The 26,590-nt window shown below is 73.4% G+C and carries 23 protein-coding genes and 1 tRNA gene; 7 read left to right on the forward strand and 17 right to left on the reverse strand.

The genetic code is table 11. The features are described from left to right. Window positions 1-118 precede the first annotated feature (118 nt). Window positions 119-277, forward strand: a complete 159-nt coding sequence (locus F8O02_RS09210; RefSeq protein ID WP_225734147.1) for a hypothetical protein — start codon at window positions 119-121, stop codon at window positions 275-277. 182 nt (window positions 278-459) lie between these two features. Here F8O02_RS09210 and F8O02_RS06195 read toward each other — a convergent pair. Further along, window positions 460-532: transfer RNA gene (locus F8O02_RS06195), tRNA-Lys, on the reverse strand. Window positions 533-621: 89 nt separating this feature from the next. After that, a complete protein-coding gene (locus F8O02_RS06200; RefSeq protein WP_158036383.1) occupies window positions 622-2,121 on the reverse strand; it encodes a sensor histidine kinase in 1,500 nt (499 codons plus the stop codon). A 222-nt stretch (window positions 2,122-2,343) separates the two neighbouring features. On the opposite strand from F8O02_RS06200, the gene F8O02_RS06205 reads away from it, so the two are divergent. Next, entirely contained in the window at window positions 2,344-2,736 is a 393-nt protein-coding gene (locus F8O02_RS06205; protein ID WP_158036384.1) for an Rv3235 family protein, read from the forward strand. A gap of 10 nt (window positions 2,737-2,746) precedes the next feature. On the opposite strand, the gene secA is transcribed toward F8O02_RS06205, so the two are convergent. From secA to ahcY, 6 genes are all read right to left on the reverse strand, one after another. Continuing rightward, window positions 2,747-5,446: a preprotein translocase subunit SecA gene (gene secA, locus F8O02_RS06210; RefSeq protein ID WP_158036385.1), complete on the reverse strand. Its 2,700-nt coding sequence runs from the start codon at window positions 5,444-5,446 to the stop codon at window positions 2,747-2,749. Between the two features lie 244 nt (window positions 5,447-5,690). Continuing rightward, a complete protein-coding gene (locus F8O02_RS06215) occupies window positions 5,691-6,329 on the reverse strand; it encodes a ComF family protein (protein WP_158036386.1) in 639 nt (212 codons plus the stop codon). Window positions 6,330-6,389: 60 nt separating this feature from the next. Continuing rightward, window positions 6,390-8,060 (reverse strand): GerMN domain-containing protein, encoded by a 1,671-nt coding sequence (locus F8O02_RS06220; protein ID WP_158036387.1) that lies wholly within the window; start codon window positions 8,058-8,060, stop codon window positions 6,390-6,392. Then, the gene (locus tag F8O02_RS06225) at window positions 8,057-9,733 is read right to left on the reverse strand and encodes an ATP-binding protein (protein ID WP_158036388.1); all 1,677 of its coding nucleotides are present in this window, start codon (window positions 9,731-9,733) and stop codon (window positions 8,057-8,059) included. The genes F8O02_RS06220 and F8O02_RS06225 overlap by 4 nt, the downstream gene beginning before the upstream one ends. Continuing rightward, window positions 9,730-10,407 (reverse strand): MtrAB system response regulator MtrA, encoded by a 678-nt coding sequence (mtrA, locus tag F8O02_RS06230; RefSeq protein ID WP_158036389.1) that lies wholly within the window; start codon window positions 10,405-10,407, stop codon window positions 9,730-9,732. Before mtrA ends, F8O02_RS06225 begins: the two co-directional genes overlap by 4 nt. 61 nt (window positions 10,408-10,468) lie before the next feature. Next, window positions 10,469-11,944 carry an adenosylhomocysteinase gene (ahcY, locus tag F8O02_RS06235; protein ID WP_158036390.1) on the reverse strand — a complete coding sequence of 492 codons (1,476 nt, stop codon included), beginning with the start codon at window positions 11,942-11,944 and terminating at the stop codon, window positions 10,469-10,471. A gap of 95 nt (window positions 11,945-12,039) precedes the next feature. Between ahcY and F8O02_RS06240 the strand changes: the two genes are divergently transcribed. After that, on the forward strand, window positions 12,040-12,444 hold the full coding sequence (locus F8O02_RS06240) for a hypothetical protein (RefSeq protein WP_158036391.1): 405 nt from the start codon (window positions 12,040-12,042) through the stop codon (window positions 12,442-12,444). 19 nt (window positions 12,445-12,463) lie between these two features. Here F8O02_RS06240 and F8O02_RS06245 read toward each other — a convergent pair whose 3' ends face one another. Genes F8O02_RS06245 through F8O02_RS06255 form a run of 3 tightly spaced genes read right to left on the reverse strand, consistent with a single transcriptional unit; the run spans window position 12,464 to window position 17,076 of the window. Further along, window positions 12,464-13,945 (reverse strand): DUF5719 family protein, encoded by a 1,482-nt coding sequence (locus F8O02_RS06245; protein WP_158036392.1) that lies wholly within the window; start codon window positions 13,943-13,945, stop codon window positions 12,464-12,466. Continuing rightward, window positions 13,942-16,743: a glycosyltransferase family 2 protein gene (locus F8O02_RS06250; RefSeq protein ID WP_158036393.1), complete on the reverse strand. Its 2,802-nt coding sequence runs from the start codon at window positions 16,741-16,743 to the stop codon at window positions 13,942-13,944. Before F8O02_RS06250 ends, F8O02_RS06245 begins: the two co-directional genes overlap by 4 nt. 15 nt (window positions 16,744-16,758) lie before the next feature. Beyond that, the gene (locus F8O02_RS06255) at window positions 16,759-17,076 is read right to left on the reverse strand and encodes a WhiB family transcriptional regulator (RefSeq protein WP_158036394.1); all 318 of its coding nucleotides are present in this window, start codon (window positions 17,074-17,076) and stop codon (window positions 16,759-16,761) included. A 168-nt stretch (window positions 17,077-17,244) separates the two neighbouring features. Between F8O02_RS06255 and galE the strand changes: the two genes are divergently transcribed. Together galE and F8O02_RS06265 are read left to right on the forward strand one after the other, a co-directional pair. Next, window positions 17,245-18,231 (forward strand): UDP-glucose 4-epimerase GalE, encoded by a 987-nt coding sequence (gene galE, locus F8O02_RS06260; protein WP_158036395.1) that lies wholly within the window; start codon window positions 17,245-17,247, stop codon window positions 18,229-18,231. 52 nt (window positions 18,232-18,283) lie between these two features. Beyond that, window positions 18,284-19,420, forward strand: a complete 1,137-nt coding sequence (locus F8O02_RS06265; RefSeq protein ID WP_158036396.1) for a glycosyltransferase — start codon at window positions 18,284-18,286, stop codon at window positions 19,418-19,420. A gap of 63 nt (window positions 19,421-19,483) precedes the next feature. Here the strand turns inward: F8O02_RS06265 and F8O02_RS06270 are convergent, their stop codons facing one another. The 5 genes from F8O02_RS06270 to F8O02_RS06290 all read right to left on the reverse strand — a co-directional run bounded on the left by F8O02_RS06270 (window position 19,484) and on the right by F8O02_RS06290 (window position 23,919). Next, the gene (locus F8O02_RS06270) at window positions 19,484-20,806 is read right to left on the reverse strand and encodes an LCP family protein (protein ID WP_158036397.1); all 1,323 of its coding nucleotides are present in this window, start codon (window positions 20,804-20,806) and stop codon (window positions 19,484-19,486) included. A 4-nt stretch (window positions 20,807-20,810) separates the two neighbouring features. Next, entirely contained in the window at window positions 20,811-21,281 is a 471-nt protein-coding gene (gene purE, locus F8O02_RS06275) for a 5-(carboxyamino)imidazole ribonucleotide mutase (protein WP_225734192.1), read from the reverse strand. A gap of 101 nt (window positions 21,282-21,382) precedes the next feature. Next, window positions 21,383-22,543 (reverse strand): 5-(carboxyamino)imidazole ribonucleotide synthase, encoded by a 1,161-nt coding sequence (locus F8O02_RS06280; protein WP_158036399.1) that lies wholly within the window; start codon window positions 22,541-22,543, stop codon window positions 21,383-21,385. Between the two features lie 25 nt (window positions 22,544-22,568). Further along, a complete protein-coding gene (locus tag F8O02_RS06285) occupies window positions 22,569-23,096 on the reverse strand; it encodes a PH domain-containing protein (RefSeq protein ID WP_179416288.1) in 528 nt (175 codons plus the stop codon). A gap of 10 nt (window positions 23,097-23,106) precedes the next feature. Then, on the reverse strand, window positions 23,107-23,919 hold the full coding sequence (locus F8O02_RS06290; RefSeq protein WP_158036401.1) for a biotin--[acetyl-CoA-carboxylase] ligase: 813 nt from the start codon (window positions 23,917-23,919) through the stop codon (window positions 23,107-23,109). Window positions 23,920-24,121: 202 nt separating this feature from the next. Here F8O02_RS06290 and F8O02_RS06295 point away from each other — a divergent pair, with 202 nt between their 5' ends. Continuing rightward, on the forward strand, window positions 24,122-25,660 hold the full coding sequence (locus F8O02_RS06295; protein WP_158036485.1) for an acyl-CoA carboxylase subunit beta: 1,539 nt from the start codon (window positions 24,122-24,124) through the stop codon (window positions 25,658-25,660). Beyond that, window positions 25,657-25,950, forward strand: a complete 294-nt coding sequence (locus F8O02_RS06300) for a hypothetical protein (protein WP_158036402.1) — start codon at window positions 25,657-25,659, stop codon at window positions 25,948-25,950. The genes F8O02_RS06295 and F8O02_RS06300 overlap by 4 nt, the downstream gene beginning before the upstream one ends. 80 nt (window positions 25,951-26,030) lie before the next feature. Here the strand turns inward: F8O02_RS06300 and F8O02_RS06305 are convergent, their stop codons facing one another. Then, window positions 26,031-26,549, reverse strand: a complete 519-nt coding sequence (locus F8O02_RS06305) for a hypothetical protein (protein WP_158036403.1) — start codon at window positions 26,547-26,549, stop codon at window positions 26,031-26,033. Between the last annotated feature and the right edge of the window lie 41 nt (window positions 26,550-26,590).

Genomic DNA, 26,590 nt, shown 5'->3' on the forward strand with positions numbered 1-26,590 from the left:
GCCCGCGCGGCCATCGCCGACCCGCCGGTGATGATCCTCGACGAGGCGACCTCGAGCGTCGACACCCGCACCGAGCTGCTCGTGCAGCAGGGCATGGACGCCCTGATGCGCGCGCACCGTGTTCGTGATCGCGCACCGGCTGTCGACCGTGCGCGATGCCGACGTGATCATGGTGCTCGAGCACGGGCGCATCATCGAGCGCGGCAGCCACGACGAGCTGATGGCCGCCCTCGGCGCCTACTACCGGCTGCGCACCGGGGCCGAGGAGCTGCGGTAGGGCCCGTCCGGACGCGTGCCAGCGGTCGCCGGACCGGGCGCCGCGGTGCGGGGACGCACCACGGGGAGGACCGACGGAGGCCCATCAGGGGCTTCTGGATGCGTTCTTGGCGGTCACGACCGAATCTGACCGCCTGGAGATCCCTGAAGAGACGAAAAGGCCCGGAATCCCGGACCTCAGCGTGCGCCCCGTGGGACTTGAACCCACAACCCGCTGATTAAGAGTCAGCTGCTCTGCCAATTGAGCTAGAGGCGCATGATCACGATGCGGGCGAACCTGCCGCCTCATCGGAACCAAGAGACAACGATAGCGCACCTGTCGACATCCGGCAAGTCGGCGTGTCGTCAGCCGACGGCGCCCAGCGCGCTGACCGGGATGGTGATCGTGACTTCCGTGCCCGAGCCGGTGAGCGTGTGCCAGTCGATCGTGCCCTTCAGCTCGCCCTCGATGAGGGTGCGGACGATCTGCGTGCCCAGCCCGGCGCCGACCCGCCCCTCGGGCAGGCCGCCGCCGTCATCCCCCACCACGACGCGCAGCTCGTGCTCATCGCGCTCGGCGGTGACCCACACCTGCCCGTCGGCGCCGGAGAGCCCGTGCTCGACGGCGTTGGTGACCAGCTCGGTCAGCGCGAGCGCGAGCGGCGTGGCCGACCGCGAGGGCACCACGCCGAAGCTGCCGGAGAACGTCGGGTACACGCGGCCGTTGTCGACGGACGCGACCTCGGTGATGAGCCGGAGCACCCGCTCGAACACCTCGTCGAAGTCGACCGACTGCGACAGCCCCTCCGAGAGCGTGTCGTGCACGACGGCGATCGCCTCGACCCGGCGCATGGCCTTCAGCAGCGCCGACCGGGCCTCCTCGGTCTGCGTGCGCCGGGCCTGGATGCGCAGCAGCGACGAGACGGTCTGCAGGTTGTTCTTCACCCGGTGGTGGATCTCGCGGATCGTGGCGTCTTTGGTGAGCAACTCCTGCTCCTGTCGACGCACCTCGGTGACGTCGCGGCAGAGGATGATCGCGCCGATGCGCCGGTGGGCGCGACGCAGCGGGATCGCCCGCAGCGTGATCGTGGCGCCACCACCCTCGACGTCGGTGCGCCAGGAGGCCTTCCCACTCGTGACGACGGGCAGACTCTCGTCGGCGACGCTGCGCCCGGAGACGAGCCCCGCCGTGATCGCGGTGAGGTCGCCGCCCTCCAACTCACCCTCGAAGCCGAGCCGGTTGTACGCCGAGAGGGCGTTGGGGCTCGCGAAGAGCACCTCGCCGGTGCGGTCGAGCCGGATGAGCCCGTCGCTCACCCGCGGCGCGGCCCGACGCGGCCCCGTCGGGGCCGAGAGATCGGGGAAGTCACCCGCCGCGATCATGTCGAGCAGGTCGCTCGCGCAGCCGAGGAACACGAGATCCTGCCGGCTCGGGGTGCGCGCCTCGGCCACGTTCGTGTGCCGGGTCACCACCGCGATCGGCGCCGTGGTCTCGACGCTGTCGCCCTCGCGGCGGATGCCCCGACGAACGGGCACCGCGCGCAGCCGGGTGGGCGAGTGCTGGGTCCAGTCCGGGTTCTTCGAGATGTGCCCGACCCCCTGCACGTACGTCTCGTCAATGATCGCGGCCCAGGCGTCGGGGGCGCGCATGCCGATCACGTCGTGCGCGAACGCGGTCGGCGACCCGCTCGGCCGGGCATGCGCGACGGCGGCATACCGGCCATCGGCCGTGGGCAGCCAGAGGATCAGATCGGCCAGCGCCATGTCGGCGATCATCTGCCAGTCGCCGATCAGCGAGTGCAGCCAGTCGAGGTCCTCGGGCAGCAGCCCGGGGTTCTGCTCCGCGAATTCCGAGAGGGTCGACACCCGGCAAGTCTACGCGTCCGGCTGCACGCCGCCCGGCGCCCGGCCGACAGCGCGGCCCACGAGGGCCGACGCGCCCCGAGCCGTCCCGTCCCCACCGGCCGCCGTCAGCTGTCCACAGGGTTCTCCACAGCGGCCGCGCGCTCCGCGGCGTCGCCCCGCATAGCATGCACACAGCGTTTCATGACGGGACGGACCCCGCATCGACGCGAGGAGGGAGACCCCATGCCCCACCATCAACGCGAGCACCCCCGCTGGCGACGTCCCGAGGACGAGGAGCGGTTCGTGCGGCAGCTGCTGCGGCTCTTCCAAGCCGTGCACGAGGTGGACGCCGGGGTGCGCCCGGTGCAGCAGCTCGCCCGCTGGTTCACGGAGGACGCGCTGCTGAAGATCCGGGTGTGGGCAGAGCTGGCCAGCCGGCACCGGCGGCTGCACCACATGCGCCCGCGCCGCCCCGATGTGCGGGTGGTGCGGACGATGGCAGTGCCCACGCACGATCGCTCCCGCATCGACTGCGTGATCGTCTACGCCACCGGCGCGCACCGCACGCGCGTGGCCTCCGTGGTCGTGCACCCCCACCGCGACCGGTGGATCATCAGCGACCTGGCCCTGCTGTGAGCGCGACCGCTCAGCGCCGGCGGCGCTTCGCCGCGCGACGCTGCGCCCGGTTGCCCTTCTCCTCGGGCGTGCCCTGCTCGCCGTCCTCGGCGACGCCGTTCGGGTCGGAGGCGGCCGTGTAGCGGTAGTCCGCCTCGCTGCTCGCGCGCTCCAGTCCCTTCGCCGCGACCTGCACGTCGGGCACGCCGTCACCATCGACGTCTTCGTGTCGCACCTGCACCTCGAGGTGGAAGAGGAGCCCGATCGCCTCCTCCTTGATGGCGCCCATCATCTGCGTGAACATCGCGAAACCCTCGCGCTGGTACTCGACGAGCGGGTCGCGCTGGGCCATCGAGCGCAGCCCGATGCCCTCCTTGAGGTAGTCCATCTCGTAGAGGTGGTCGCGCCAGCGGCGGTCGAGCACGGAGAGGACGACGCGACGCTCGAGCTCGCGCATCGCCTCCTCGCCGACCTCCTCCTCGCGGCGGGCGTAGGCGAGGCGGGCGTCGGAGACGAGCTGCTCCTTGAGCATCCGCTCGCCGACCCGGCCGATGTCGCCACCGGCCTCGTCGACGATCTCGTCGACCGTAACGCCCACCGGGTACAGGCTCTGCAGATCGCGCCACAGTCCGTCGAGATCCCACTGGGCGGCGGAGCCCGCGGTGATGTGGCTGTCGACGACGGCCTCGACCGTGTCGGTGAGGAACCCCTGGACCTGCTCGGCGAGGTCCGCGCCCTCGAGGATGCGGCGACGGTCAGCGTAGATCGCCTCGCGCTGGCGGTTCATCACGTCGTCGTACTTGAGCACGTTCTTGCGGATCTCGGTGTTGCGCGCCTCGACCTGGCTCTGCGCACTCTCCACGGCGCGGGAGACCATGCGCGACTCGATCGGGGTGTCGTCCTCGGGCGACGTGCGCGCCATGAGCGCCTCGGCCGCCGAGGAGTTGAACAGCCGCATCAGGTCGTCCTCGAGCGACAGGTAGAAGCGCGACTCGCCGGGGTCGCCCTGACGGCCGGAGCGGCCGCGCAGCTGGTTGTCGATGCGCCGGGACTCGTGCCGCTCGGTGCCGAGCACGTACAGTCCGCCGGCCTCGGCGACCTGCTCGGCCTCCTCGGCGACGCGCTCCTTCACCTTCGCGTAGGCCTCGTCCCAGGCCTGCTCGTACTCCTCCGGTGTCTCCTGGGGCGACAGCCCCCGCTCGGCGAGTGCCTGGACTGCGAGGAACTCGGCGTTGCCGCCGAGCATGATGTCGGTGCCGCGGCCGGCCATGTTCGTGGCGACGGTGACGGCGCCGAGGCGACCGGCCTGGGCGACGATCGCAGCCTCGCGCGAATGGTTCTTCGCGTTGAGCACCTCGTGCTCGAGCCCGCGCCGCGCCAGCAGCCGGGAGAGGTACTCGCTCTTCTCGACGCTCGTGGTGCCGACGAGCACCGGCTGGCCCTTCTCGTGCCGGGCGACGATGTCGTCGGCGACAGCCTCGAACTTCGCCTTCTGCGTGCGGAAGATGAGGTCGGGCCGGTCGTCACGGATCATCGGCTTGTTCGTCGGGATCGGCACCACACCGAGCTCGTACGTGCTGGAGAACTCGGCCGCCTCGGTCATGGCCGTGCCCGTCATGCCGGCGAGCTTGTCATAGCCACGGAAGTAGTTCTGCAGGGTGATCGTGGCGAGGGTCTGGTTCTCGGCGCGCACCTGCACGCCCTCCTTCGCCTCGATCGCCTGATGGATGCCCTCGTTGTACCGCCGGCCGGGCATGATGCGCCCGGTGTGCTCGTCGACGATGAGCACCTCGCCGTCGAGCACGACGTAGTCCTTGTCACGTTTGAACAGGGCCCGCGCCTTGATCGCGTTGTTCAGGAACGAGATGAGCGGGGTGTTCGCCGACTCGTAGAGGTTGTCGATGCCGAGGTAGTCCTCGACCTTCGCGATGCCCGGCTCGAGCACGCCGATCGTCCGCTTCTTCTCATCGACCTCGAAGTCGACCTCGGGGGTGAGCCGGCGGGCGATCTTCGCGAACTCGGTGAACCACCGGTTCGCCTCGCCGTCGCCGGGGCCGGAGATGATCAGCGGCGTGCGCGCCTCGTCGATGAGGATCGAGTCGACCTCGTCGACGATCGCGTAGTGGCGCTCACGCTGCACCAGGTCGGTCTTCTGCCAGGCCATGTTGTCGCGCAGGTAGTCGAAGCCGAACTCGTTGTTCGTGCCGTACGTGATGTCGCAGGCGTACTGGGCGCGCCGCTCCGCGGGGGTCTGCCCGGTGAGGATGCAGCCGGTCGTCATGCCCAGCGCGCGGAAGACGCGACCCATCAGATCGCTCTGGTACTTCGCGAGGAAGTCGTTGACGGTGACGATGTGGACGCCCTTGCCGTCCAGCGCGTTCAGGTACGCCGGAAGCGTGGCCACGAGGGTCTTGCCCTCACCGGTCTTCATCTCGGCGATGTTCCCCTGGTGCAGCGCCGCACCGCCCATGATCTGCACGTCGAAGTGCCGCATGCCGAGCGTGCGGTCGGCCGCCTCGCGCACGGCGGCGAAGGCCTCCGGCAGCAGATCGTCGAGGGTCTCGCCGCCCTCGAGGCGCTCGCGCAGCCGCGCAGTCTCCTCGTGGAGCTCCTCATCGCTGAGCGCCCGGTAGTCGTCCTCCAGCGCCCCCACCTGGGCCGCGATCCGCTTCAGCCGTTTCAGGACGCGCCCCTCGCCCATGCGCAGGATCTTCTCGACGATTCCAGCCACGTGTTCCACTCTCTCTCGGTCTCGGCTCCCCGCAGGACGGCCTGCGCGGGACGGCCTGCACCCCGCGCGGGCAGACTGGGCCATTCTATCCCGCCCGCGGCGGGATGCGTCGGCCGATTCCCGGCACGCGCCCCCCGCCCCGGCAGTGCCCGACGCCCCGGAGCCCGGCGGGGGAGATTCCGACGCCGTGACCGTCCCCGCGGAAGGCGACGAGCGCCCAGGCGAGCCCGGCCGGCGGGGCCGCTCAGCGCTCGCGGGGCACGGCGGCGAGCACGACCACGCCCACGGGGCGCCCGCCCGCCCGACGCAGCGCCGCGACGGCCGCCGCGAGGCTCGCCCCGGTGGTGGCGACGTCGTCGACGACGAGAATGCGCCTGCCGGCCACCCCCGGTGACGCCGCGAGTCCGTCGACGAGGTTCCGGGCTCGCGCACCCCGACCGAGACCGCGCTGGTCGGCCACGGCGCGCACCCGCCATAGCGCGCGCTCCTGCACGCCGGGGCCGAACGCCTCCGCGGCCACGGACAGCCCGCGTCGTCGTCGAGCCCCCGGCGCCGAGGGCACGGCGACCGGGGTCGCGTCGCCGACGCCGCGGCGGGCGAGCCGCAGCAGGCGATGGCCGTGCACGCGCAGCAGCGGCAGCAGCACGGTGCGCGCGTCGTCCTTCACCGCCGCGACGGTGCGGCGCAGCACTCCGGTGTCATCCCAGCCGGCCCAGCCGGACAGCCCGGCGAGCTCGACCCGACGGGGGTCGGCGCCGAAGGCGCCGAGGCACCCCGGGCACAGCGACGCGACGCTCGCCGTGCCACAGGCGAGACAGGCCCCCGGCAACAGCGCCGTGCGCACGATGCGGGCGAGAACGGCCGGGACGCGGGTTCTGGACATGCCCTCAGTCTCGCGCCGGCCCCTCGGCCTCCACGAGGCCGGCGCCCGACCGTGGAGGGATCAGCTCCACACCCAGGCCAGTGCCGACGCGGCACGCCCGGTGTCACCCCACTGACCACTGCCGAGCTGCAGCACCCGACCGCCGACGACGCCGCGCAGCGCCCCGCCGGCGGGGTCGCCGACGAGGTCGGTGACGACGCCCCCGCCGGTCGTGCGCTGGGCGCGTCCGCTCAGCGCGGGGATGACCACCGTGCCGCCGTCGGCGTCCGAGGCAGCCGCGACCTGGTCGTCCCCCTGCCAGGCGAGCCCGGTGAGCGTCCCGTCGATCCGGCCCAGATCCGTCGTCGCGCCGAGGCCCTGCGGTGTGCCGTCCGCGGCGCGCACGATCCCCGCCGCGTGCAGCGTCGCCCCGGTGCCATCCGGCTGGGCCCAGGCCACCCGGGCGCCGTCGACCGACACCGCGGCGGCGAGCACGCCGGCCGACAGCGCGAGCGTCGCGTGCGACCCGTCGCCCGCCAGCCAGGTCAGCGCCCCGTCGACGATCCCCCAGGCCCGCCCGGTGCGATCGAGCGTCACCGGCCCCTGGAGCCGGCCGGCCAGCAGGTGGGCCGCCCCTGACCCGCCGGCGACGAGCAGCCCGTCCCCGGTGCCGGCGGCGAGACGCCCGGAGACGACCGCGATCGACCCGACCTGCCGGCCCTGCAGCGTCCGCAGCGCGTCGGTCAGCCCGCTGTCGCCGCTGCGGTCCATCCAGCTCTGCTCGTCGACGATCCGGGCCCCGTCATCGTCGACGACCGCCATCCGCCCGTCCGAGACCGACGGGAAGTCGAGCTCCTCGGTCGACCGTGTGGACGCGTCCAGCCGCAGGCTGTTGACCGTCACCTCGATCCGCCCGACGCCGTCGATCTGGTCGAGGGAGCGCTCGAGCAGCGTCTTGAAGTCACGCTGGCCGTCATCAGACAGCGAGGGGTAGTCGCCGGTGAGCGACACGGTCGCCGTGCCACCGCTGATGGCGACCGAGTCCACGGTCAGATGCAGGTCGGCCGTGGGCAGCGGGCGCGTCCCGGAGCGAACAGGGTCGACAGCCCCGGCGAGGAACGCGCGCGCCACCCGTGTGGCCATCTGGTCGCCCGACTGGAACCAGCGCACGTCCGGCACGAGCGTCTCCCCATCCGGGGAGAGATAGGCCAGCCGGATCGCCCTGAAGGTGAGCTCGAAGCTCGACCGGGTGATCGTCACGCCGTCCGGCGCCCGGGCGATCCGCCACTGGCCGTCCTCCTGCACCAGGCGATACTCCTGCCGCACCGGGCCGGACCCGTCATGGTAGACGCCCGCGGCGTCGACCGTGCCGTCCCCCTCCCCCGAGGCCGTCACCGCGCCGGGGTCGGTCACGTCGACGCCGGGCAGACCGGTGAGGATCTGCACGCCCGCATCCGGCTGCCACTCGGGGGCGAACGACTCGGTGAGGTACTCCCGGGCCACCTCGTGGGAGCCACGCGTGTCCGCCGAGGCCAGCAGGAACCCGTTGACAATGTCGGCCGGGCTCGCCCCGTCCGCGGGGCCCGACGCGTTGACGACGTAGCCGCCCGTGTCGTCCCCCTGCGTCGTGTCCACACGATGCGTCTCGCCGGACTCGGGCAGGCGCAGGCAGCCGGCGAGCGCCAACGCCGCGGTCGCGAGCAGGGCGACCAGGGCGAGCGCATGACGCGTCGACCTCGCGATCCCGGTCATCGTCGTCTCCCCTCGATCGGCTCGGCCAGCGGATCTGCCGCCGCGCCGGCGGCGTCGAGCGGCAGCAGGATCGTGAACGTCGCGCCGTGCCCCTGCCGCGAGGCCGCGATCACCGTCCCACCGTGCAGCCGCACGTCCTCGCGCGTGATCGACAGGCCGAGCCCGGTGCCGCCGAGTGTGCGCTGGCGGGAAGCGTCCGCACGCCAGAAGCGGTCGAACACGTGGCCCAGATCCTCCGGGGCGATGCCGGGACCGGCGTCGGTCACCCGGATGCGGGCCAGCCGCCCGCCTCCCCCGGCGTCACCCCCGGGCTCGGCCGACACGTCCGCCGCCGCGCCCCCGGGGTCCGCCGCGGCCGGCGCGAGGAGCTCCCCAGCCGGTCGCGCCCCGACGTCCCCGGCCGCGACCGTGTCGACACGCACCGCGATCGGATGCCCCGCCCCATGCTCCAGCGCATTGGAGAGCAGGTTGCGCACCGCACGGGTGATCCGGCCGGTGTCGACCTGCACGTCGATGACCGCGGGGTCGGCGGTCACCGTGATCGGGGCCCGGCGCTCGCGGGCGATCGGCTCGCAGTCGAGCGCGACCTGCCGCACCAGGGCGACGAGATCCACACACGTCAGCGAGAGGGTCACCGCGCCGGCGTCGATGCGACTCGTCTCGAGCAGGTCGGCCAGCAGCCGCTCGAAGCGCTCGACCTGGCCGAGCAGGATCTCGGCGGAGCGTCGCCCCGGCTCCGCGAGCTCGTCGCGCTGCCCGTTGACGACCTCGGCCGCCAGCCGGATCGTGGTGATCGGGGTGCGCAGCTCGTGGGAGACGTCGGAGACGAACCGGCGCTGCAGCGTCGACAGCCGACGCAGCTCCGTGATCTGCCGCTCCAGGGAGTCCGCCATCCGGTTGAACGAGCGGCCGAGCCGCACCGCCTCGTCCGCGCCGGTCGTCGGCAGCCGCTGGCCGAGATCTCCCTCGGCCAGCCGGGTCGACACGGCGACGGTGCGCCGGATCGGCCGCAGAATCGCCGTGGCGGAGAGGACGGTGATGCCCACGCTGGAGAGCACGAGCAGGCCGGCGGCGAGTGCGAGCATCCACTGGACGAACTCGAGGGTGTGCTGCTCGGGGGCGAGCGTGTGCTCGATGTAGATCTCCTGCTGGCCGGAGAGCGGCATCGTGAACACGCCGCCCACGATCACGGCCGGCTGACCATCCCCGCCGCGCACCGACTGCCAGAAGACCGCCTCGGGCGCGGCGGCCACCTGGTCGCGCAGCTGCTGCGGGATGCTCTGCACGTCGAGCGACGCGCTGATCAGGTCGGGGCTGCTGATCACCGCGTTCTCGCCCTCCGTGTGCAGCAGGGCGACCTGCTGGGAGCCGGAGAGCGACTCGGCACTGCGCAGCATCGACGCCTTGAGCGTCTGCAGCCCCTGCTCGTCCGGGGCGGTCGACGCGAGCCCCATCGACCGGATCTGCTCGATCGCGGTGCTGCTCAGGCCGACGACGGTGTCCGACCGCGAGCGGAACAGCTCCGACGAGATGCGCAGCGAGACGAGTCCGAAGACGATCACGCTCGTGACCGTGCTCAGCACGAGGGAGAGCACCATCGCGCGCGCGACGAGGGAACGGCGCAGCCAGCGCATCACCCCGTCGAGCGCCGGCACCCGCGGCAGCCGCCTCACCGCTCGCCCGCCGTGTAGCCCACGCCGCGCACGGTGCGCACGAGCCGGGGATGCTCGGGGTCGTCCTCGATCTTCGCGCGCAGCCGCTGCACGTGCACGTTCACGAGCCGGGTGTCGGCCTTGTAGTGGTACCCCCACACCCGCTCGAGCAGCTCGTCGCGGGTGAACACGACGCCGGGGTCGGCGCTGAGGGTCGCCAGCAGGTCGAACTCGATCGGGGTGAGCGACACGGGTCGGCCGCCCTTGGTGACGGTGTGCGCCGCCGTGTCGATCTCCAGATCGCCGAGCCGCCGCACCGCGGCCACCGCGGGCGGCAGCCGGCGCAGCCGTGCCTCGACCCGAGCGACGAGCTCCTGCGGGGCGAACGGCTTGGCGATGTAGTCATCCGCGCCGGCCGCCAGCCCGGCCACGACGTCCGTGGTGTCGGAGCGGGCGGTGAGCATCACGATCGGCACCTCGGAGCGGGCGCGGATGCGCCGGGCGACCTCGACGCCGTCGAAACCGGGCAGCATCACGTCGAGCAGCACGAGATCGGGGGCCGTGGCCTCGAACGCGGTGACGGCGCTCGGCCCGTCCTGGGCGGTGGTGACCGTCCAGTCGTGCCCGGAGAGGATGATCTCGATCATCTCCAGCAGGTCGCGGTCGTCGTCGACGGCGAGGATGCGATGTCCCATCCTCCTGAGCTCCTCTCCCCTGCGCGCCGCGCAGGCTCACGTGCCGGCCCGGTCGCCTCGGTCAGTACCGGTAGTGCTCCGGCTTGTACGGCCCCTCGACGGGCACGTCGAGGTAGTCGGCCTGCGCCGAGGTGAGCTCGGTCAGCCGCACGCCGAGCGCGTCCAGATGCAGGCGGGCGACGAGCTCGTCGAGCGTCTTCGGCAGCCGGTGCACGCCGACGGCGTGGCGGTCGGGGGCGGCGAACAGCTCCATCTGCGCGAGCACCTGGTTCGTGAACGAGGTGCTCATCACGAAGCTGGGGTGGCCGGTCGCGTTGCCCAGATTCAGCAGCCGCCCCTCGCTCAGCACGAGGACGCTGCGGCCGTTCGGCAGCCGCCACTCGTCGACCTGCGGCTTGATGCGCACGCGCTCCGCCCCGGGCAGCGCCTCGAGCGCGGCCATGTCGATCTCGTTGTCGAAGTGACCGATGTTGCCGACGATCGCGTGGTCCTTGAGCGCGAGCAGCACGGGCACGGTGACGACGTCGCGGTCGCCGGTGGCGGTGATGAGGATGTCGACCTCGCCGGCGACGTCCTCGAGCCGGGCGACCTGGAAGCCGTCCATCGCCGCCTGCAGCGCGCAGATGGGGTCGATCTCGGAGACGATGACCCGGGCACCCTGGCCGCGCAGCGCCTCCGCGGCACCCTTGCCGACGTCGCCGTAGCCGCACACGAACGCGACCTTGCCGCCGATGAGCACGTCCGTGCCACGGTCGAGGCCGTCGGGCAGGGAGTGCCGGATGCCGTAGCGGTTGTCGAACTTGCTCTTCGTGACCGAGTCGTTGACGTCGATGACCGGCCAGCGCAGCCGCCCGATCCGGTCGAGATGGGCGAGCCGGTGGACGCCGGTGGTCGTCTCCTCGGAGGTGCCGATGATGCCGGCGGCCGCGCCGGTGAACCAGCCGGGCCGGTCGGCGAGGATCCGGTCGATCTCGGCCCACAGGGCCTGCTCCTCGACACCGGGGCGCTCGGGGCGGCCGGCGTCCTCCGGGACCTGCTCGGCCCGGGCGCCGAGGTGCAGGAAGGCGGTGGCGTCGGCGCCGTCGTCGAGGATCAGGTTCGGCCCGATCCAGTCGGCGCCCGCCCGGGCCGCCTCACCGGACCAGTCGAAGGCGCGGCCGAGCAGCCGCCAGTACTCGTCGACGGTCTCGCCCTTCCAGGCGAAGACGGGGACGCCGCAGGGGTCATCCGGGGTGCCGTCGGGGCCGACGACGACCGCGGCGGCGGCCTCGTCCTGCGTGGAGAAGATGTTGCACGAGCTCCAGCGCACCTGCGCGCCGAGCGCGACGAGCGTCTCGATGAGCACAGCAGTCTGCACCGTCATGTGCAGCGACCCGGTGATCCGCGCCCCCTGCAGCGGCCGTTCGGCGGCATGCCGGCGCCGCAGCGCCATCAGCCCCGGCATCTCGTGCTCGGCGAGGCGGATCTGATGGCGGCCGGCCTCGGCGAGGCCGAGATCGCGCACCTGGTGATCGATGGGTGCCGCGGGATGGGTCATGGGCGTCGTGCTCCTCGGATGGGGTCTCGGGTCGCCTCCACTGTAGCCGCTCGACGCCGCGCCCCGACCCCGCCGGCCCCGGGTAGGATGCCGGCATGGCCTTCCCCTCCCGCTCCGGGCACCGTTCCCGCCACCGCCGGCTGCGCAGCCGCGTCGGCGGGCCGTGGCTGCCCGCGCTGGACTCCCGCCGCGACCGGATCACTGACCAGGTGGCGCGCGCGACGGCCTGGGTGCGCGGACGCTGGGCGCCGGAGCTCGACGACGTGACGGTGCTGCTGAGCGACATGCCCCGTGAGCCGGGCGACGGCCACGATCCCCGCTGGAGCGTGCTGCCCGAGCGACGCGTCGTCGTGCTGCACCGGCTGCCGCTCACCTACGGGTTCGAGGTGGAGGACGCCGACGAGACGGAGCGGCAGGCGACCGTCGAGCACTGCGTGTTCGCGGCCTTCGCCGAGCTCACCGGCCGTCAGCCCTGGGAGATGTCCGGCGACGACCGCTGACCCCGCGGCGGCCTGACCGTCAGCGAGCGAGCACGTCGACCGCGCCGCCCTGCTGGACGCTCTCGAGCGCCGTGGCCGCGATGCCGCCGCCCCGCGTGGTCGTCAGCGCCACCCGCACCGGGTCGTCCGCGGTCAGGACGACCACCTGCCGGGCCGAGACCGGCAGGCTCGCCAGCCCCGCGTCGTCCAGATCGAGCCGGCGCTCGGCCCCGTCGACCGTGACGGTCACCGATCCGCCCGCGGCCCCGGCGACCCGCAGCGTGGTCGCCTCCGCCCCGTCGGGCACGGCGACCCGCACCCGCGAGGTCGCCTCCGCGCTCTGCAGCCAGGTGAGGTCGCCGTCGTCCCGGCCGCCCGAGGTCACCCGCGCGGCCGCCACGACGGGCACGTCCGCGGTGATGTCGATGCGGTAGTCGCCGTCGGGCAGGTCGCCCAGCGGGGAGTCGACGACGGTGCCCGCGGCGAGCGGCACGGTCAGATCACGCTCGGCGGCCCCGCTGATGTGCACGGTGGCCGTCCCCCCGGCTTCCGGGGCGAGCAGGCGCAGCACCGGCTGGGTGTCCTCCCACCCCGCCTCGGTGGAGACCTGCGCCCGGGCCTCGGCGCCCTGCACGCTCATCCCGACGATCGTCTGCGACGTGGCCGGCCCGGCGCCGGGCCCCTGCACGTCGGCGCCGCCCGGGGTGAGCGTGCGCGTGGTCGTCTGCTGCAGGAACACCGCGACCGGGGCGCGCACCGCGGTGACGTGCACGAACAGCGCCTGGTCCGTGGTCGTCAGCGCCGACAGCGGGAGCACGCGCTCCCCGCCGGCGGGCACGGTCAGGTCCTCGGCGCCGGCGGCGAGCTGGCCCTGCCCCGTGTAGGCGGTGAGGGTCACGGTCGCCTCGAGGTCGCTGGGGTTGACGAGCCGGACACTCGTGGACCGGCCGGTCTGCTGCGCGCCGCCGCCGATCCACCGGTCGAAGCCGGGGCTCACGCAGCCGGTCAGCAGCGTCCCGCGCACCTGTCCGGCGTCCACCCGCTGGGCGCTCACGCCGGCGAGCCCGCCCTCGGCGTCCGCGTCGCCGGTGCGCACGATCGTCGCGTCGTCGAGCCCGCCCACGAACACCCCGTCGGCCGCGCCCTGCACCTGCCCGGCCTGCTGGCCGAGGCGCTGCACCGTCACTGTCGTCGCGGAGCTCGCCGCGAGGTCCCCGGCGCCGGTCGCCGTGCCGGCGTCCAGACTCGTCATCGAGCCGCCTGTGCGCAGCCCGGTCGCGCACACCCGCGTGCTCTCCACCGCGTCCGGCACCACCGAGCTGGCCGTGCGGCTGAGATCCGCCAGCACGCCCGGGTACCAGGCGGACACGGCCCAGCCGCCGGCGGCGAGCAGCACGACGGCGGCGATGGCCAGACCGGCGCGACCGATCCCGGCGAGCACCCGGCCGGCGGCGCGACCGCGGCCCCCGGCTGCGGCCCCGGGCTCCTGCGGCTCAGGCCGCGGCGTGAACTCCTCGGTCATGATCGATCATCCCCGTCCAGCAGTGTCAGCGCGGCCGATGCGCCCTCCCCGTCGCGATCACGCGCGATGGGCAGGGCGAGCAGACCGAAGAACAGCAGGGCGACCAGACCGAGCGCCGGCGCCCACCACACGCCGCCGGCGGCCTCGGCGGAGGCCGTCCGATCAGTGCGCCACAGCCGGCCGGCGTCGCTCGTGCCCGCCGGCTCCAGCGCGGCGTTCGCGTCGAGCACCGACACCGTGTCCTGCACGTCCACGGTGCTGTCCGCGCCGCGCAGCAGCACGAAGCGCACGCCCAGATCGGCCAGCGCCTCGTCCGGCTCGTAGCCGCTGAAGCTGACCAGATTGGCCACGACCGTCTCGGTCGCCTCCCGGCCCACGTCACGCGTGCGCGCCGCGTCGACCTGCCGGTGCCGGGCCTGCATCGTGCCGTAGAGCCGAGCCGGCACGACGGTCGCATCCAGCGACCCGTCGGCGTTCACCACGATGTCGAGCACGCGGGCTCCGGGCTCGGCACGCTCCTCGGCGGTGACGAGCGCGGGCGCGGCGGCGTCGACCGGGGCGACCGCCCCGTGGCCGAGCAGCGCGACCGCCCCGGGGACCGCGCCGACCGTGCCGACGGCGACGACGAGCACCGCGCTCAGCACCCGCCCGCCGTGCACCGCGCCGGACGTCGCGGACGCGGCGACGACCAGCCCGAGCGCGCCGAGATCGACGAGCCCGGTCACGTCAAGGGCGAGTCCTCCAGTGGCGCGCGAGGCCACCGGCACCGCCAGGACGGCCAGGGCCGCGACGGTGGCCGCGGCGAAGACCCCGACCCCGACGAGGGCGCGACGCCAGCGGGCGGAGAGCAGCCCGAGCAGGGCGAGGACCACGAGCAGCGCACCGGATCCGAGGGCGAGCAGCGTCGTCAGCGTCGGGCGGTCGGCGAGCGCCGGGACGAGCGTGCGCCAGAGGTCTCCGGTGACCCCGGGGAGCACCGCCTGCAGCACGTCGTCCGCGCCGCGCTGGCGCAGGCCGTCACCGACCACGAGCAGCCCCGCCCAGTCTCCGGTGACCGCCGCGTCGCGCACCGGCGCCACCCACAGCGCGACGCTCGGCAGCAGCATCGCCCACAGCGTCCGTCGCACCGGCGCCCGCCACACGGCCATGACGAGCGCGACGACGACCGCGAGCAGCCAGGCGACCGGCGAGCAGGCGGAGACGACCGCGAGCCACAGCCCGGTCGCCGCTGCCCGGCCGAGGCGGCGCTGCCGCCCCGCGTGCCGGTCGAGCACGCCGAGCAGTCCGCCGACCGCGAGCGGCAGGGTGAGGTGCAGGAGCACGGTGTCCACCGCGCCCTCGGCGAGCGCCTGGAGCAGCACCGGCTGCAGCGCCCACAGCAGGCCGCCGACGGTGCGCACCCGTGCGCTGCCGGTCAGCGTGCGCAGCGCGTGCCAGCCGGCCATGAAGGCCAGCGGCAGCGCGGTGAGCATGAGGATCACGACGATGCTCGAGGGATGCCAGAAGGTCAGGGTCGACAGGAGCGTCCAGACCATCGCCGTGGGATCGGTCGCGAGCGTCGCGTCCAGCGCGCCGATCCGGTGACCGGCGAACAGGTCGCCGATCGCCGCCCACCAGTCGTCGGGCAGCGGCCGGGCCTCGCCCCCGGAGACCGCGCCGACCGCGATCAGTCGCCACCACAGCAGCGCGTCGAGGCCCCACAGTGCGAGAGCGACCAGCGGCGCCTTCGTGGTCCAGAACGGCGCCGGGTCCTCGACCTCCTGGTCAGGCTCGGAGAACAGCGCCTCCTCGCGCTGCCCCGCGCGCAGTCGGCTCACGCTGCCGGCGGAGACCAGCAGCGGCTCGAGCGTCGACCACGGGGCGATCGTCGTGTCGCGGATGGCCCGACGATGCGCCCGCACGAGGCCGGCGTCGCCGAGGATGGACAGCGTCGCCGCCCACTCGCCGCCGATGAGCCCGGGACGTTTCTCGAACAGATGCGCCACGCTGCGCCCGAGCGCGAGCAGGGGGAGGAGCAGCCACAGCAGCATCGCCTGCCCGCGGGTGGCATAGCCGAGCCTGCGGTACAGCTGGGCCCAGCGCACATCCCGGTAACTCGGTCGACGGGTGCGCGCCTGCTGAGCGGTGCCCCGCTCGCTGAGTCGGCCATGCCGCACGCGCGCCCTCGGCACGGTGACCACACGGGCGCCGGCCAGCCGGGCGCGGACACCGAAGTCGAGGCCGTCGTCGCTGAACGCGAGCGACCGGTCGAGCCCGCCCAGCCGGCGCCACAGGCCGCCCTGCACGAGCATCCCCGCGGTGCCGACCGCGAGCACGTCGGACTGCGTGTCGAACTGCGCCTGGTCGAGCTCGCCCGCCGCGGGGCTGATCCGCTCGCCGCGCGGGGTCATGGTCAGGCCGAACTCATCGATCGTTTCGGGCTGGCCGGCCACCACGAGCTTCGGCCCCAGCACGAGCGCGCTGGGCGAGCGCTCCTGCTCGGCGACGAGCTCGGCGAGGGCGTCGGGCTCCGGCGAGCTGTCGTCGTGCAGCAGCCACAGCCAGTCGTCGGCGGCGAGGTCGGGCAGCACCGCGGTGACCGCGGCGTCCACGGCGGCGCCGAACGGGGTGTCCTCACCGGTGCGCACGAGATAGTCGACGCCGCCGGCGCGCGCGACCGCGACGGAGTCATCCGTGGAGGCCGTGTCGACGACGATGACCGGCACCGGCCGCGTCTGCCGACGCAGGCTGGCGAGGGTGTCGGCCAGCGCCCGGGCGCCGTTGTGGGCGACGACGACGGCGAAGACGCGAGCGCTCATCGACGACTGCCGCCCTCAGACGGCGCGGCGGCGCAGCTTCCGCCGCTCCCGCTCGCTGAGACCACCCCATATGCCGAATCGCTCATCATTCTCAAGAGCATACTCAAGGCACTGGGCGCGCACGGCGCAGGACTGGCAGATCCGCTTCGCGTCCCGGGTCGAGCCGCCCTTCTCCGGGAAGAAGGCCTCCGGATCGGTCTGGGCGCACAGGGCCTCGGCCTGCCAGTCGAACCCGTCCTCAGCAGCCTCCGGGGCCTCGAGGCCGGCCACGCCGCGCAGCACGGGGTCGTCGAACCAGTCGTCCGGGACGGCGGTCAGCCGGTTGTCTCGCATGCGCTGCCTCTCGTGCTCGCGAACAGGTCTCCGTGGGATCTCGCCGAACCGCGATCCACAGGCGCGGCCGACTCCATAATTACACTCGTGTGATTCCCCGGCGTCAAGTCGGCCCCGTCCCGACGCGTGGATGCCGCCGCGAGCGCCGCATCGGTATAGTTGTACTCCATGAGCACACTGGTCACCGGCGGAGCCGGATACATCGGCGCGCACGTCGTGCGCCTGCTGCAGGAGCGCGACGAGCGCGTGATCGTGGTCGACGATCTCTCCACCGGCGACGCCGACCGCGTCGGCGACGCCCGGCTCGAGCAGTTCGACATCGCCGCGCCCGACGCGCGCGACCGGCTGGCCGCGCTCATGCGCGACGAGCACGTGGAGGCCGTGATCCACTTCGCCGCCAAGAAGCAGGTGGGCGAGTCGATGGAGCGCCCGCTGTGGTACTACCGGCAGAACCTCGACGGGCTGAACAACGTGCTCGGCGCGATGGTCGACGCTGGCGTGCCCTCGGTCGTCTTCTCCTCCTCCGCCGCGGTGTACGGCGAGCCGGACGTGCCGGTCGTCACGGAGGACTATCACTGCCGCCCGATCAACCCGTACGGGCAGACGAAGTTCGCCGGCGAGTGGCTCATCGACGCGGCCGCCCGCGCCCACGGCCTCCGCGCGGCGAAGCTGCGCTACTTCAACGTCGCCGGCGCCGGGTGGGAAGACCTCGGCGACCCCGCGGTGCTGAACCTCGTGCCCATGGTGTTCGAGCGGATCACCCGCGGCGAGGCGCCGCTCATCTTCGGCGACGACTACCCGACCGCGGATGGCACCTGCGTGCGCGACTACATCCACGTCTACGACCTGGCCGACGCGCATCTGGCCGCGCTCGACCGACTGCACGAGGGCCCGCTCGAGGAGTCGACCCTCAACATCGGCACAGGAACCGGCTACAGCGTCCGGCAGGTCGTCAACGAGATCCTCCGAGTCACCGGCAGCGATCTCGTCCCCGAGGTGCGGGGACGTCGCGCGGGCGACCCGCCGCAGCTCATCGCCGACAGCTCGCGCGTCGGCCGCGTCCTCGGCTGGCACGCCTCGCACGACCTGGCCGACATCGTCACCAGCGCGTGGTCAGGCTGGTGCGTCCGGCATCCGGAGGCGCGCCGGGCCTGATCGCGGTCCTCCCCGCCCATCCGCCCGAGCCCACCTCTGAGGAGCAGTGCACATGACCCACCTGCGCGTGATCGTGGACAACCTCTTCGACACGGCGCCGACCGGCGTCACCCGGTACACCGCGGAGCTCGCCCGCGCGCTCGTGCGCACGGCCGACGCGGACGACCGCGTCACCGGCGTGATCGCATCCCACCCCGCGGAAAGCGTCGACCGGCTGCGGACCCAGCTGCCCACGCTGACCGACCTCGCCGCGCTGCCGGCGACCTCCGGCCAGCTCGCCCTCGCCTGGAACCTCGGCATCCCGCCGCGGATGCTCTCCGACGGCGCCACGCACTCGCCGACGATGCTCGCCCCACTGTTCTCGCACAACCGCCTGCTCGAGCCCGGGGTGCACACGGTCGTCACCCTGCACTCCACCGCCTTCTGGACGGCCCCGGAGCGGCTCTCCCGCCGCGCCCGCGCCCGGTTCGGGCGGATGCTCACCCTGGCGGAGCGACATGCGGACGCGGTGGTCGTCAGCCACCACGGCGTCGCCGACCTCCTCGACGAGCGCACCGATCTCGGCAACCGGGTGCACATCGTCCCGGTCGCCCCCACCCGACGACTGATCGCCAGCGAGCCCTTCGAGCCCCGGCTGCGCGCGCTGGGCCTGCCGGAGCGGTTCCTGCTCGCGTTCGCCTCGGAGACCGAGGCCGCCCTGCGGCTGGTCCTCTCCGCCCTGGCCCGCAGCAAGGTGACCGTCCCGCTGCTTCTCGTGGGGCGCCAGCAGCCCGGGCAGGTCCCCGCGTCCCGCCTGATCGCCGAGGCCGGGCTCGGCCCCGACCGCGTGCAGCTCGTCGGCGAGGTCGAGGACGACGTGCTCGCGCTGCTGAACACGGCGGCGCTCGGGCTCGTCTACTTCGGCGACGACGACTCGCTGGGCCTGCCGCTGCTGGACGCGATGGCCGCGCGCACGCCGATCATCTACCCCAGCACCGATGGCCTGCTCGAGATCACCGGCAACGCCGGCCTGAGCGTGGACGTCGACGGCCGGTCCGCGGTCGACGAGCTCGTCGACGCGCTGCGCGCCGTCACCGGTGACGAGGAGCGCGCCGCACGACTCGCCCAGGAGGGCGCGGACCGGGCCCGCTCGTTCGACTGGGACGACTCCGCCCGGACCGTCTGGGACATTCACCGGGCCCTGGCCTAGCCGCGACGCCTCACTCCCGGCGCCCGCACCCCGTCCCCGATGCCGTCGCACGCTCCGACGGCGCTACTCTTCCCCCTTCGAGCGGCTGATCACGTCCTCGACCGCCGCGTCCACCTCGGTCCAGTCGAGGTTGCTCTCGGCGAACTCGGGCGGGGTGAGCTCCAGTGTGTTGATCGTCTGCGTGCGCGTGCGGTTCGCGAGGGCGACGAGCGTGCCGACCGAGTCGCGGGGGATGTCAGTGTTGACGAACTCGGGGCTCGCCTCGGCGATCGCCTGGAACTTCGTCAGCAGGGTCGCGGGCGTGAACTGCTGGATCAGCGCCTCCTGGACCTGCCGCTGCCGCTTCATGCGATCCCAGTCGCTCGTCGTCTTGCGACTACGCGCGTACCACAGCGCGGTCTCGCCGTCCATGTGCTGCCAGCCGGCCTCGACCGACCCGTGGTAGACGTGGTGCTCGTCAGAGCCGTCGACGAAGTCCAGGTGCTCGGGCACGTCGATGTCGATGCCGCCCAGCGCGTCGACCATCTGTGCGAAACCGCTCATGTCGATGAGCACGTAGTACGACACCGTGAGTCCGGTGACGCCCGAGGCGATGTCCTTCATCGCCTGGATGCCCTGGGTGAAGCCGGTGTCGTCGTCGATGCCGGAGTACACGCTCCGGTTCACCTGCGACGCGTAGGTGTAGCCGCCGTTGGCCTTCCAGCTCTTCGGGTACACCCCGTGCAGCGGCGAGCTCGTGGGCAGCCGCACCGGGTGCATGTCACGGGGGATCCCGATGATCGCGGCCTGGCCGGTCTTCGCGTCGACGCTCACCACCGAGATCGAGTCCGGCCGCATGCCCTCGCGCCCGGCGCCGGCGTCGGCACCGAGGAGGACGAAGTTGTAGCGTCCGTCGACCGCCTCGAGGCGCCCGCTGCCGCCGAAGACGCCGCCGAGCGCGCTGCGGGCCGCGTTGAGGTCCATCACGCCCACGGCCGCCCCGGCCACCCCGGCGACGAGGGCGACGACGGTGACCAGCGAGATGGCCACCCGGGAGCGCACCCGCACCCGGCCCAGCCGGGCGGTGCGGAACGTGTCGACGACGAGGACGAGCCACAGCGCCGTCCAGGCCACCAGGACCGCCTCGATGCCGAGGAGTGCCCACGGGTCGAGCAGGACGGTGGCCGCGGCCGCCGTGTCGGCGCGCGCCCACAGCCACACGGCGACGACCGCGGCGATGCCGCCGAGCCACGCGATGAGCCCGATCCGGCCGAGCCGGCGGCGCCCGGTGAGCAGCTGCGGCAGCCCCGGCAGCACGAGGCCGAGCACGACGAGCCACCAGGCGCGCCGGCGCATGAGCGGCTCGTCGCGCTGGTCAGGGGTGCGCAGCGGGGTCTTGTAGCTCATGCGGTCAGGCGAGCCGGTCTCGCAGCCGCAGGTTCTTCTCGGCGACGAGCTCCTCCAGCTCCGCGGCGTACTCCCGCAGCGCCCGGCGCAGCACCGGGTCGCCGGCGCCGAGGATGCGCACGGCCAGCAGGCCCGCGTTGAACGCGTTGCCGATCGCGACAGTGGCGACCGGGATGCCCGCGGGCATCTGCACGATCGACAGCAGCGAGTCGAGCCCGTCGAGGCGCTTGAGCGGCACGGGGACGCCGATGACCGGCAGCTCGGTGACGGCGGCGAGCATGCCGGGCAGGTGGGCTGCGCCGCCGGCGCCGGCGATGATGGCCCGCAGCCCGCGCCCAGCGGCCTCGGAGCCGTACTCCATCAGCCGGCGGGGCGTGCGGTGCGCGGAGACGACCTCCACCTCGTGGGCGACGCCGAAGCGGTCGAGCGCCTCGACGGCCTTCGCCATCGTCGGCCAGTCGGAGTCCGATCCCATGACGACCCCCACCCGGGCGACGTCGCCGCCGGTGCCGGGCGTCGGGTCGGGGCGGGTGTCGGGATGCGATGCGGTGGTGAGGTCAGACATGTCACCCGAGCCTACACGGAGAGTCTGTCGACGACCTCGGAGCCGAGCAGTCGCGCCGCCTGACGGGCGCGGGCCCGCACCTGCGCCGGATCGTCGCCGCTGACGTTCACATGCCCGACCTTGCGCCCGGGGCGGTACGTCTTGCCGTACCAGTGCACCTTCGCCTCTGGCACCGCGGCGAGCGCCGCGCGCAGGTCAGACTCGTGCTCGACCCCGTCGTGGCCGCCGAGCACGTTGACCATGACGGTGCACGGGGCGATCGGGTCGGTCGCGCCGAGCGGCAGGTCGAGCACGGCGCGCAGGTGCTGCTCGAACTGGCCGGTGACCGTGCCGTCGACGTTCCAGTGCCCGGAGTTGTGCGGGCGCATCGCCAGCTCGTTGACGAGCACGCGGCCGTCCGGCGTCTCGAACAGCTCGACGGCGAGCACGCCGGTGACGTCGAGACGCTCGGCGAGCGTCATGGCGATGCGGGCGGCCTGCTCGGCGACCGCCGGCGTGGTGTCGGGCGCCGGGGCGATGACCTCCGCGCACACGCCGTCGACCTGCTCGGAGGCGACCAGCGGCCACAGCGCCGTCTGCCCGGAGGGGCGGCGGGCGATCTGCTGCGACAGCTCGCGGCGGAAGTCGACGGCCTCCTCGAGCAGCAGCTCCCCGCCCACGGCGGCGAGCACGTCGTCGGCGAGCCAGTCGGCGACCTGGTCGGCGGCGGTGACCAAGCGCACCCCGTGACCGTCGTAGCCACCCCGCGGCGTCTTCACGATCGCCCGGCCGCCGTGCGCGGCGAGGAACGCGGCCACGCCCGCGGCGTCGGACGCGGCGGCCCAGTCCGGCTGGCCGAGGCCGAGCTCGGCCACCCGCCGACGCATCACGAGCTTGTCCTGCGCGTGGCGGAGCGCCGCCGGGCCGGGTCGCACGGCCACGCCGTCGGCCTCGAGCCGGGCGAGCACCGTCTGGGGCACGTGCTCGTGATCGAAGGTGATCACGTCGACGTCCCGGGCGAACGCGAGCACCTGCTCGGCGTCGACGTGGTCGCCGACCACCGTCGTCACGAGCGACGCGGAGGCGCCCGCCGCCTCCGCGAAGACCCTGAGGTCGATGTCCAGCTCCACCGCCGCCGGCGTCATCATCCGCGCCAGCTGTCCGGCCCCGATCACTCCCACGCGCAACGTCATCGCTCGTGCACCCGCTCTCTTCTCGTCATCGTCCGTTCCTCTCCTCGGTCCGCTCACCGGACTCCGTCACCACGGCCCCGGGGCCCGCGAGCAGCGGGCGGCCGGCAGCCCGGGCGGCGCCGGCCAGCAGCGCCGTCTGCAGCAGCGTGGGGGCCGGCATCCGCGGCAGCCGCAGCGTGGTCGCGCCGGCGCGCACGTCGACGTGTCCACTGCCCCAGAACCGCTGCAGCACGCCGCGATGCACCGTCACCCCGGTGATCGCGGCGAGCGGCACCGCCTGCTCGCTGCGGCGGAGCACCCCTCGCCGCAGCGTCACGGCCCAGGCGTCCACGGTGCACACCGTCGTCCACCAGCGCAGCCAGGACACCGCGAGCAGCAGCACGGCGAACCCCACGAGCGCGACCAGCGCCGACCGGCCGGCCCCGCCGTCCGCGTTCCAGTGCTGCGGCACCAGCCAGGCCGCGGCCCACACGAGCGCCACCGGCCAGAACAGCCGCGCCGCGCGTGGCCGCAGCCGCACCGGCGCGCGCGGCGCGTCCTCCACGTCGTCCATGCCTCCGAGCCTAGCGATCCGCCGCGCGCACATGCGTCACGTCGCCGGCGGCGAGCTCGTGGACGTCGCCGGCGACGTCGCGCACCCGCAGCCGGCCGTCGCGGCACAGGCCGATCGCCGTGCCATACAGCGCGGCGCCGTCGGGCAGCTCGACCCGCACCGCGCGCCCGATCGTGTCGCAGGACGCGGCGACCGCGGCGGTCACCGCGGCGAGCCCGGCCGGGTCGGCGACCGCCCGCGTCCATAGTGCGTCGAGCTCGCCGAGCAGGGCCGCCAGCAGGCGGTCGGGGTCGGGGTCGCCGCCGGCGAGCGCAACCGAGGTCGCCCGTCCGGCGGGCAGTCCCGCAGCGGCGAGGTCGGCCTCGGTCTGGGCGAGGTTGATCCCGAAGCCGACGACGAGCGGCAGCGCGCCGTCGACCGGTCTGGCGGTCACGAGCCGGGCGAGGATGCCGGTGATCTTCGCCCCGGAGACGAGCAGGTCGTTGGGCCACTTGATCGTGGCCTCCACCCCGGCCGCGGCGAGCGCGCGCCGGCAGGCGAGGCCGCTGACCAGCGACGCCCAGGGCAACGCGGCGAGCCGATCGGCGGGCACCGCGAGCAGGGTCGAGACAGCCAGCGCCCGCCCGCGCGGGGTCGTCCAGCCACGGTCGAGCCGGCCGTGGCCGGCGCGCTGGTCAAGCGTGACGACCGTCGTCAGCGGACGCGGGGGACGCCCTGCGGCGACGCGGTCCCGCACGAGGCCGGCGAGCACGTCGTTGGTCGATCCCGTGTGATCCAGATCGACGAGCTCGGGGCAGATCCGGGCGGCCTCGGGGTAGGGCATGGCGGCATCCTACCGCGACCGCGCCGGCTGCCGGAATGCCACAAAGTCCCCGGGACGGGCTTGCACATCCGCTACAGGCCGCCGCCCGCACCCCGTCGATAGACTCGTCGACGATCGAGTGCGAGGAGACTCTGTGACAGCGAACGACTCCACGGGCGCCCAGCGGGCGCCGGAGACCACGGCCGGCCGCATCGACGACCTGATGGACCGTCGCCGCGAGGCGATCGAGGCACCCGAGGCCCAGGCCCGGGCGAAGCAGCACCGGCGCGGCAAGCAGTCTGCCCGGGAGCGGATCGACCAGCTGCTCGATCCCGGCTCGTTCGTCGAGCTGGACGCCTTCGTGCGTCATCGCACCCACGCGTTCGGCATGGCGGAGAAGCGCCCCTATGGCGACTCGGTCGTGGTGGGCACCGGCACGATCCACGGCCGCCGGGTCGCCGTCTACAGCCAGGACTTCACCGTCTTCGGCGGCTCGCTCGGCGAGGTCGCCGGCGAGAAGATCGTGCGGATCATGGAGCTGGCGCTCAAGACGGGCATCCCGATCATCGGCATCCTCGACTCGGGCGGTGCCCGCATCCAGGAGGGCGTGATCGCCCTGTCGAAGTACGGCGAGATCTTCCGCCTCAACACGAAGTCGAGCGGGGTCATCCCCCAGATCTCGATCGTGCTCGGCCCGGCCGCCGGCGGCGCCGTGTACTCCCCCGCCCTGACCGACTTCGTGATCATGGTCGACAAGACCAGCCACATGTTCGTCACCGGCCCGGACGTGATCAAGACGGTCACCGGCGAGGAGGTCTCCTTCGACGAGCTCGGCGGTGCCCGCACGCACAACAAGGTCTCCGGCGTCTCCCACTACCTGGCCCAGGACGAGGACGACGCGATCGACTACGCGCGCACCCTGCTGAGCTACCTGCCGGACAACAACCTCAACGACCCGCCCGTGTACGCCTCCAGCACGCAGCTGGAGATCACCGACGCCGACCGCCGGCTCGACCGGCTCGTGCCGGACTCGACCACCCAGCCGTATGACATGAAGACCGTCATCCGCACGGTCCTCGACGACGGCGAGTTCCTCGAGGTGCAGGCGCTGTTCGCGCCGAACATCGTCATCGGCTTCGGCCGCGTCGAGGGCCGCTCGGTCGGCGTGATCGCCAACCAGCCGGCCGCGATGGCGGGAACGCTCAACATCGACGCCGGGGAGAAGGCGGCCCGGTTCGTGCGCTTCTGCGACGCGTTCTCCATCCCGATCATCACCCTCGTGGACGTGCCCGGGTACCTGCCCGGCACCGACCAGGAGTGGTCCGGGGTCATCCGCCGCGGCGCGAAGCTGCTGTACGCCTACGCCGACGCGACGGTGCCGCTGATCACCGTGATCACCCGCAAGGCATACGGCGGGGCGTACATCGTGATGGGCTCGAAGTCGATGGGCGCCGACATCAACCTCGCCTGGCCGACCGCGGAGATCGCCGTGATGGGCGGCCAGGGCGCGGTCAACATCCTCTACCGCCACCAGCTGGCCGAGGCCGCCGAGCGGGGCGAGGACGTGGAGACGCTGCGCAGGCGGCTCGCCGACGAGTACACCTACAGCGTGGCCAGCCCGTTCCTCGCCGCCGAGCGCGGCGAGCTCGACGGGGTGATCGAGCCGGCGGCCACCCGCGTCGAGATCACCAGGGCTCTGCGGGTGCTGCGCACCAAGCGCGACAATCGCCCCGCCAAGAAGCACGGGAACATCCCGCTGTGACCGGCACGACGAGCGACCCCCGCGACACGGGTCGCCAGCCCGTCATCTCCCCGGCAGCCGCGGAGGCCGACGAGCTCGAGGCGCACCGCCCCGAGGAGTACCTCGCGCATCTCGAGGTGCGCGCCGGCAGCCCGACCCCGGAGGACCTCTCGGCGATCGCCGTGGCCCTCAGCGTGGCCGAGCGGGAGCGTCACCGCGAGCAGCGCCGCCGCGCCGAGCAGGTCCATGAGCCGGACCCCGCCTGGCGGGAGCGCGAGCGCGTCGCCCGGCGCGACCGGCAGCTGTACTAGCCGCCCCGGCCCTGGCCGGCAGGGCTGCAGCCAGCAACTCGACGCTCTGCCTGCCGTGCCACCCTCGAGCCGCCTCTCGCTCAGCGCCGCCGGTCGCCCTCCGGGGCGTCGTCGGCGTCCTCGTCGATCTCGATGACGGTGTACTCGCCGCCGTCGACCGGCTCGGCGGTGATCTCGGTGCGCGCCCGCCAGCTCCCGGCGAGGTCGTCGAGGGAGCGCCGCCCCGCCGTCATGAGCCGGGCGATCGCGATCCACAGGGTCACCACCAGCCCGATCACGAGCAGCACCGCCCGGGGCCAGTCCACCGCGCCGAACGTCGAGGCGACGATCACGAGGACGTCGACGACGAGGAACAGCGCGGCGTCCACGCCGTCGACCCGACCGCGCGGTCGCCCCGGGCGCACGAGCACCAGGACGAGCAGGGCGATGAGCGCCACGGCGAGGAACGGGGCGCCGAACGCGAGCACCACGACCTGCCAGCCCTCCGGCGCCTGCAGCCCGCCGCCGAAGAAGAACCACAGCGGCAGCACGACCGTCAACAGCGGCTGCGCGCGGAGCATGATGCGGCCGAGGCCGGCACTGAAGCGTCGAGCATCCATGCCCGCCAGCCTAGCGGCGCCCGGGGACGCGACCGGCCGCG

The sequence above is a fragment of the Pseudoclavibacter caeni genome (assembly GCF_008831125.1).
Lineage (GTDB): Bacteria > Actinomycetota > Actinomycetes > Actinomycetales > Microbacteriaceae > Pseudoclavibacter_A > Pseudoclavibacter_A caeni.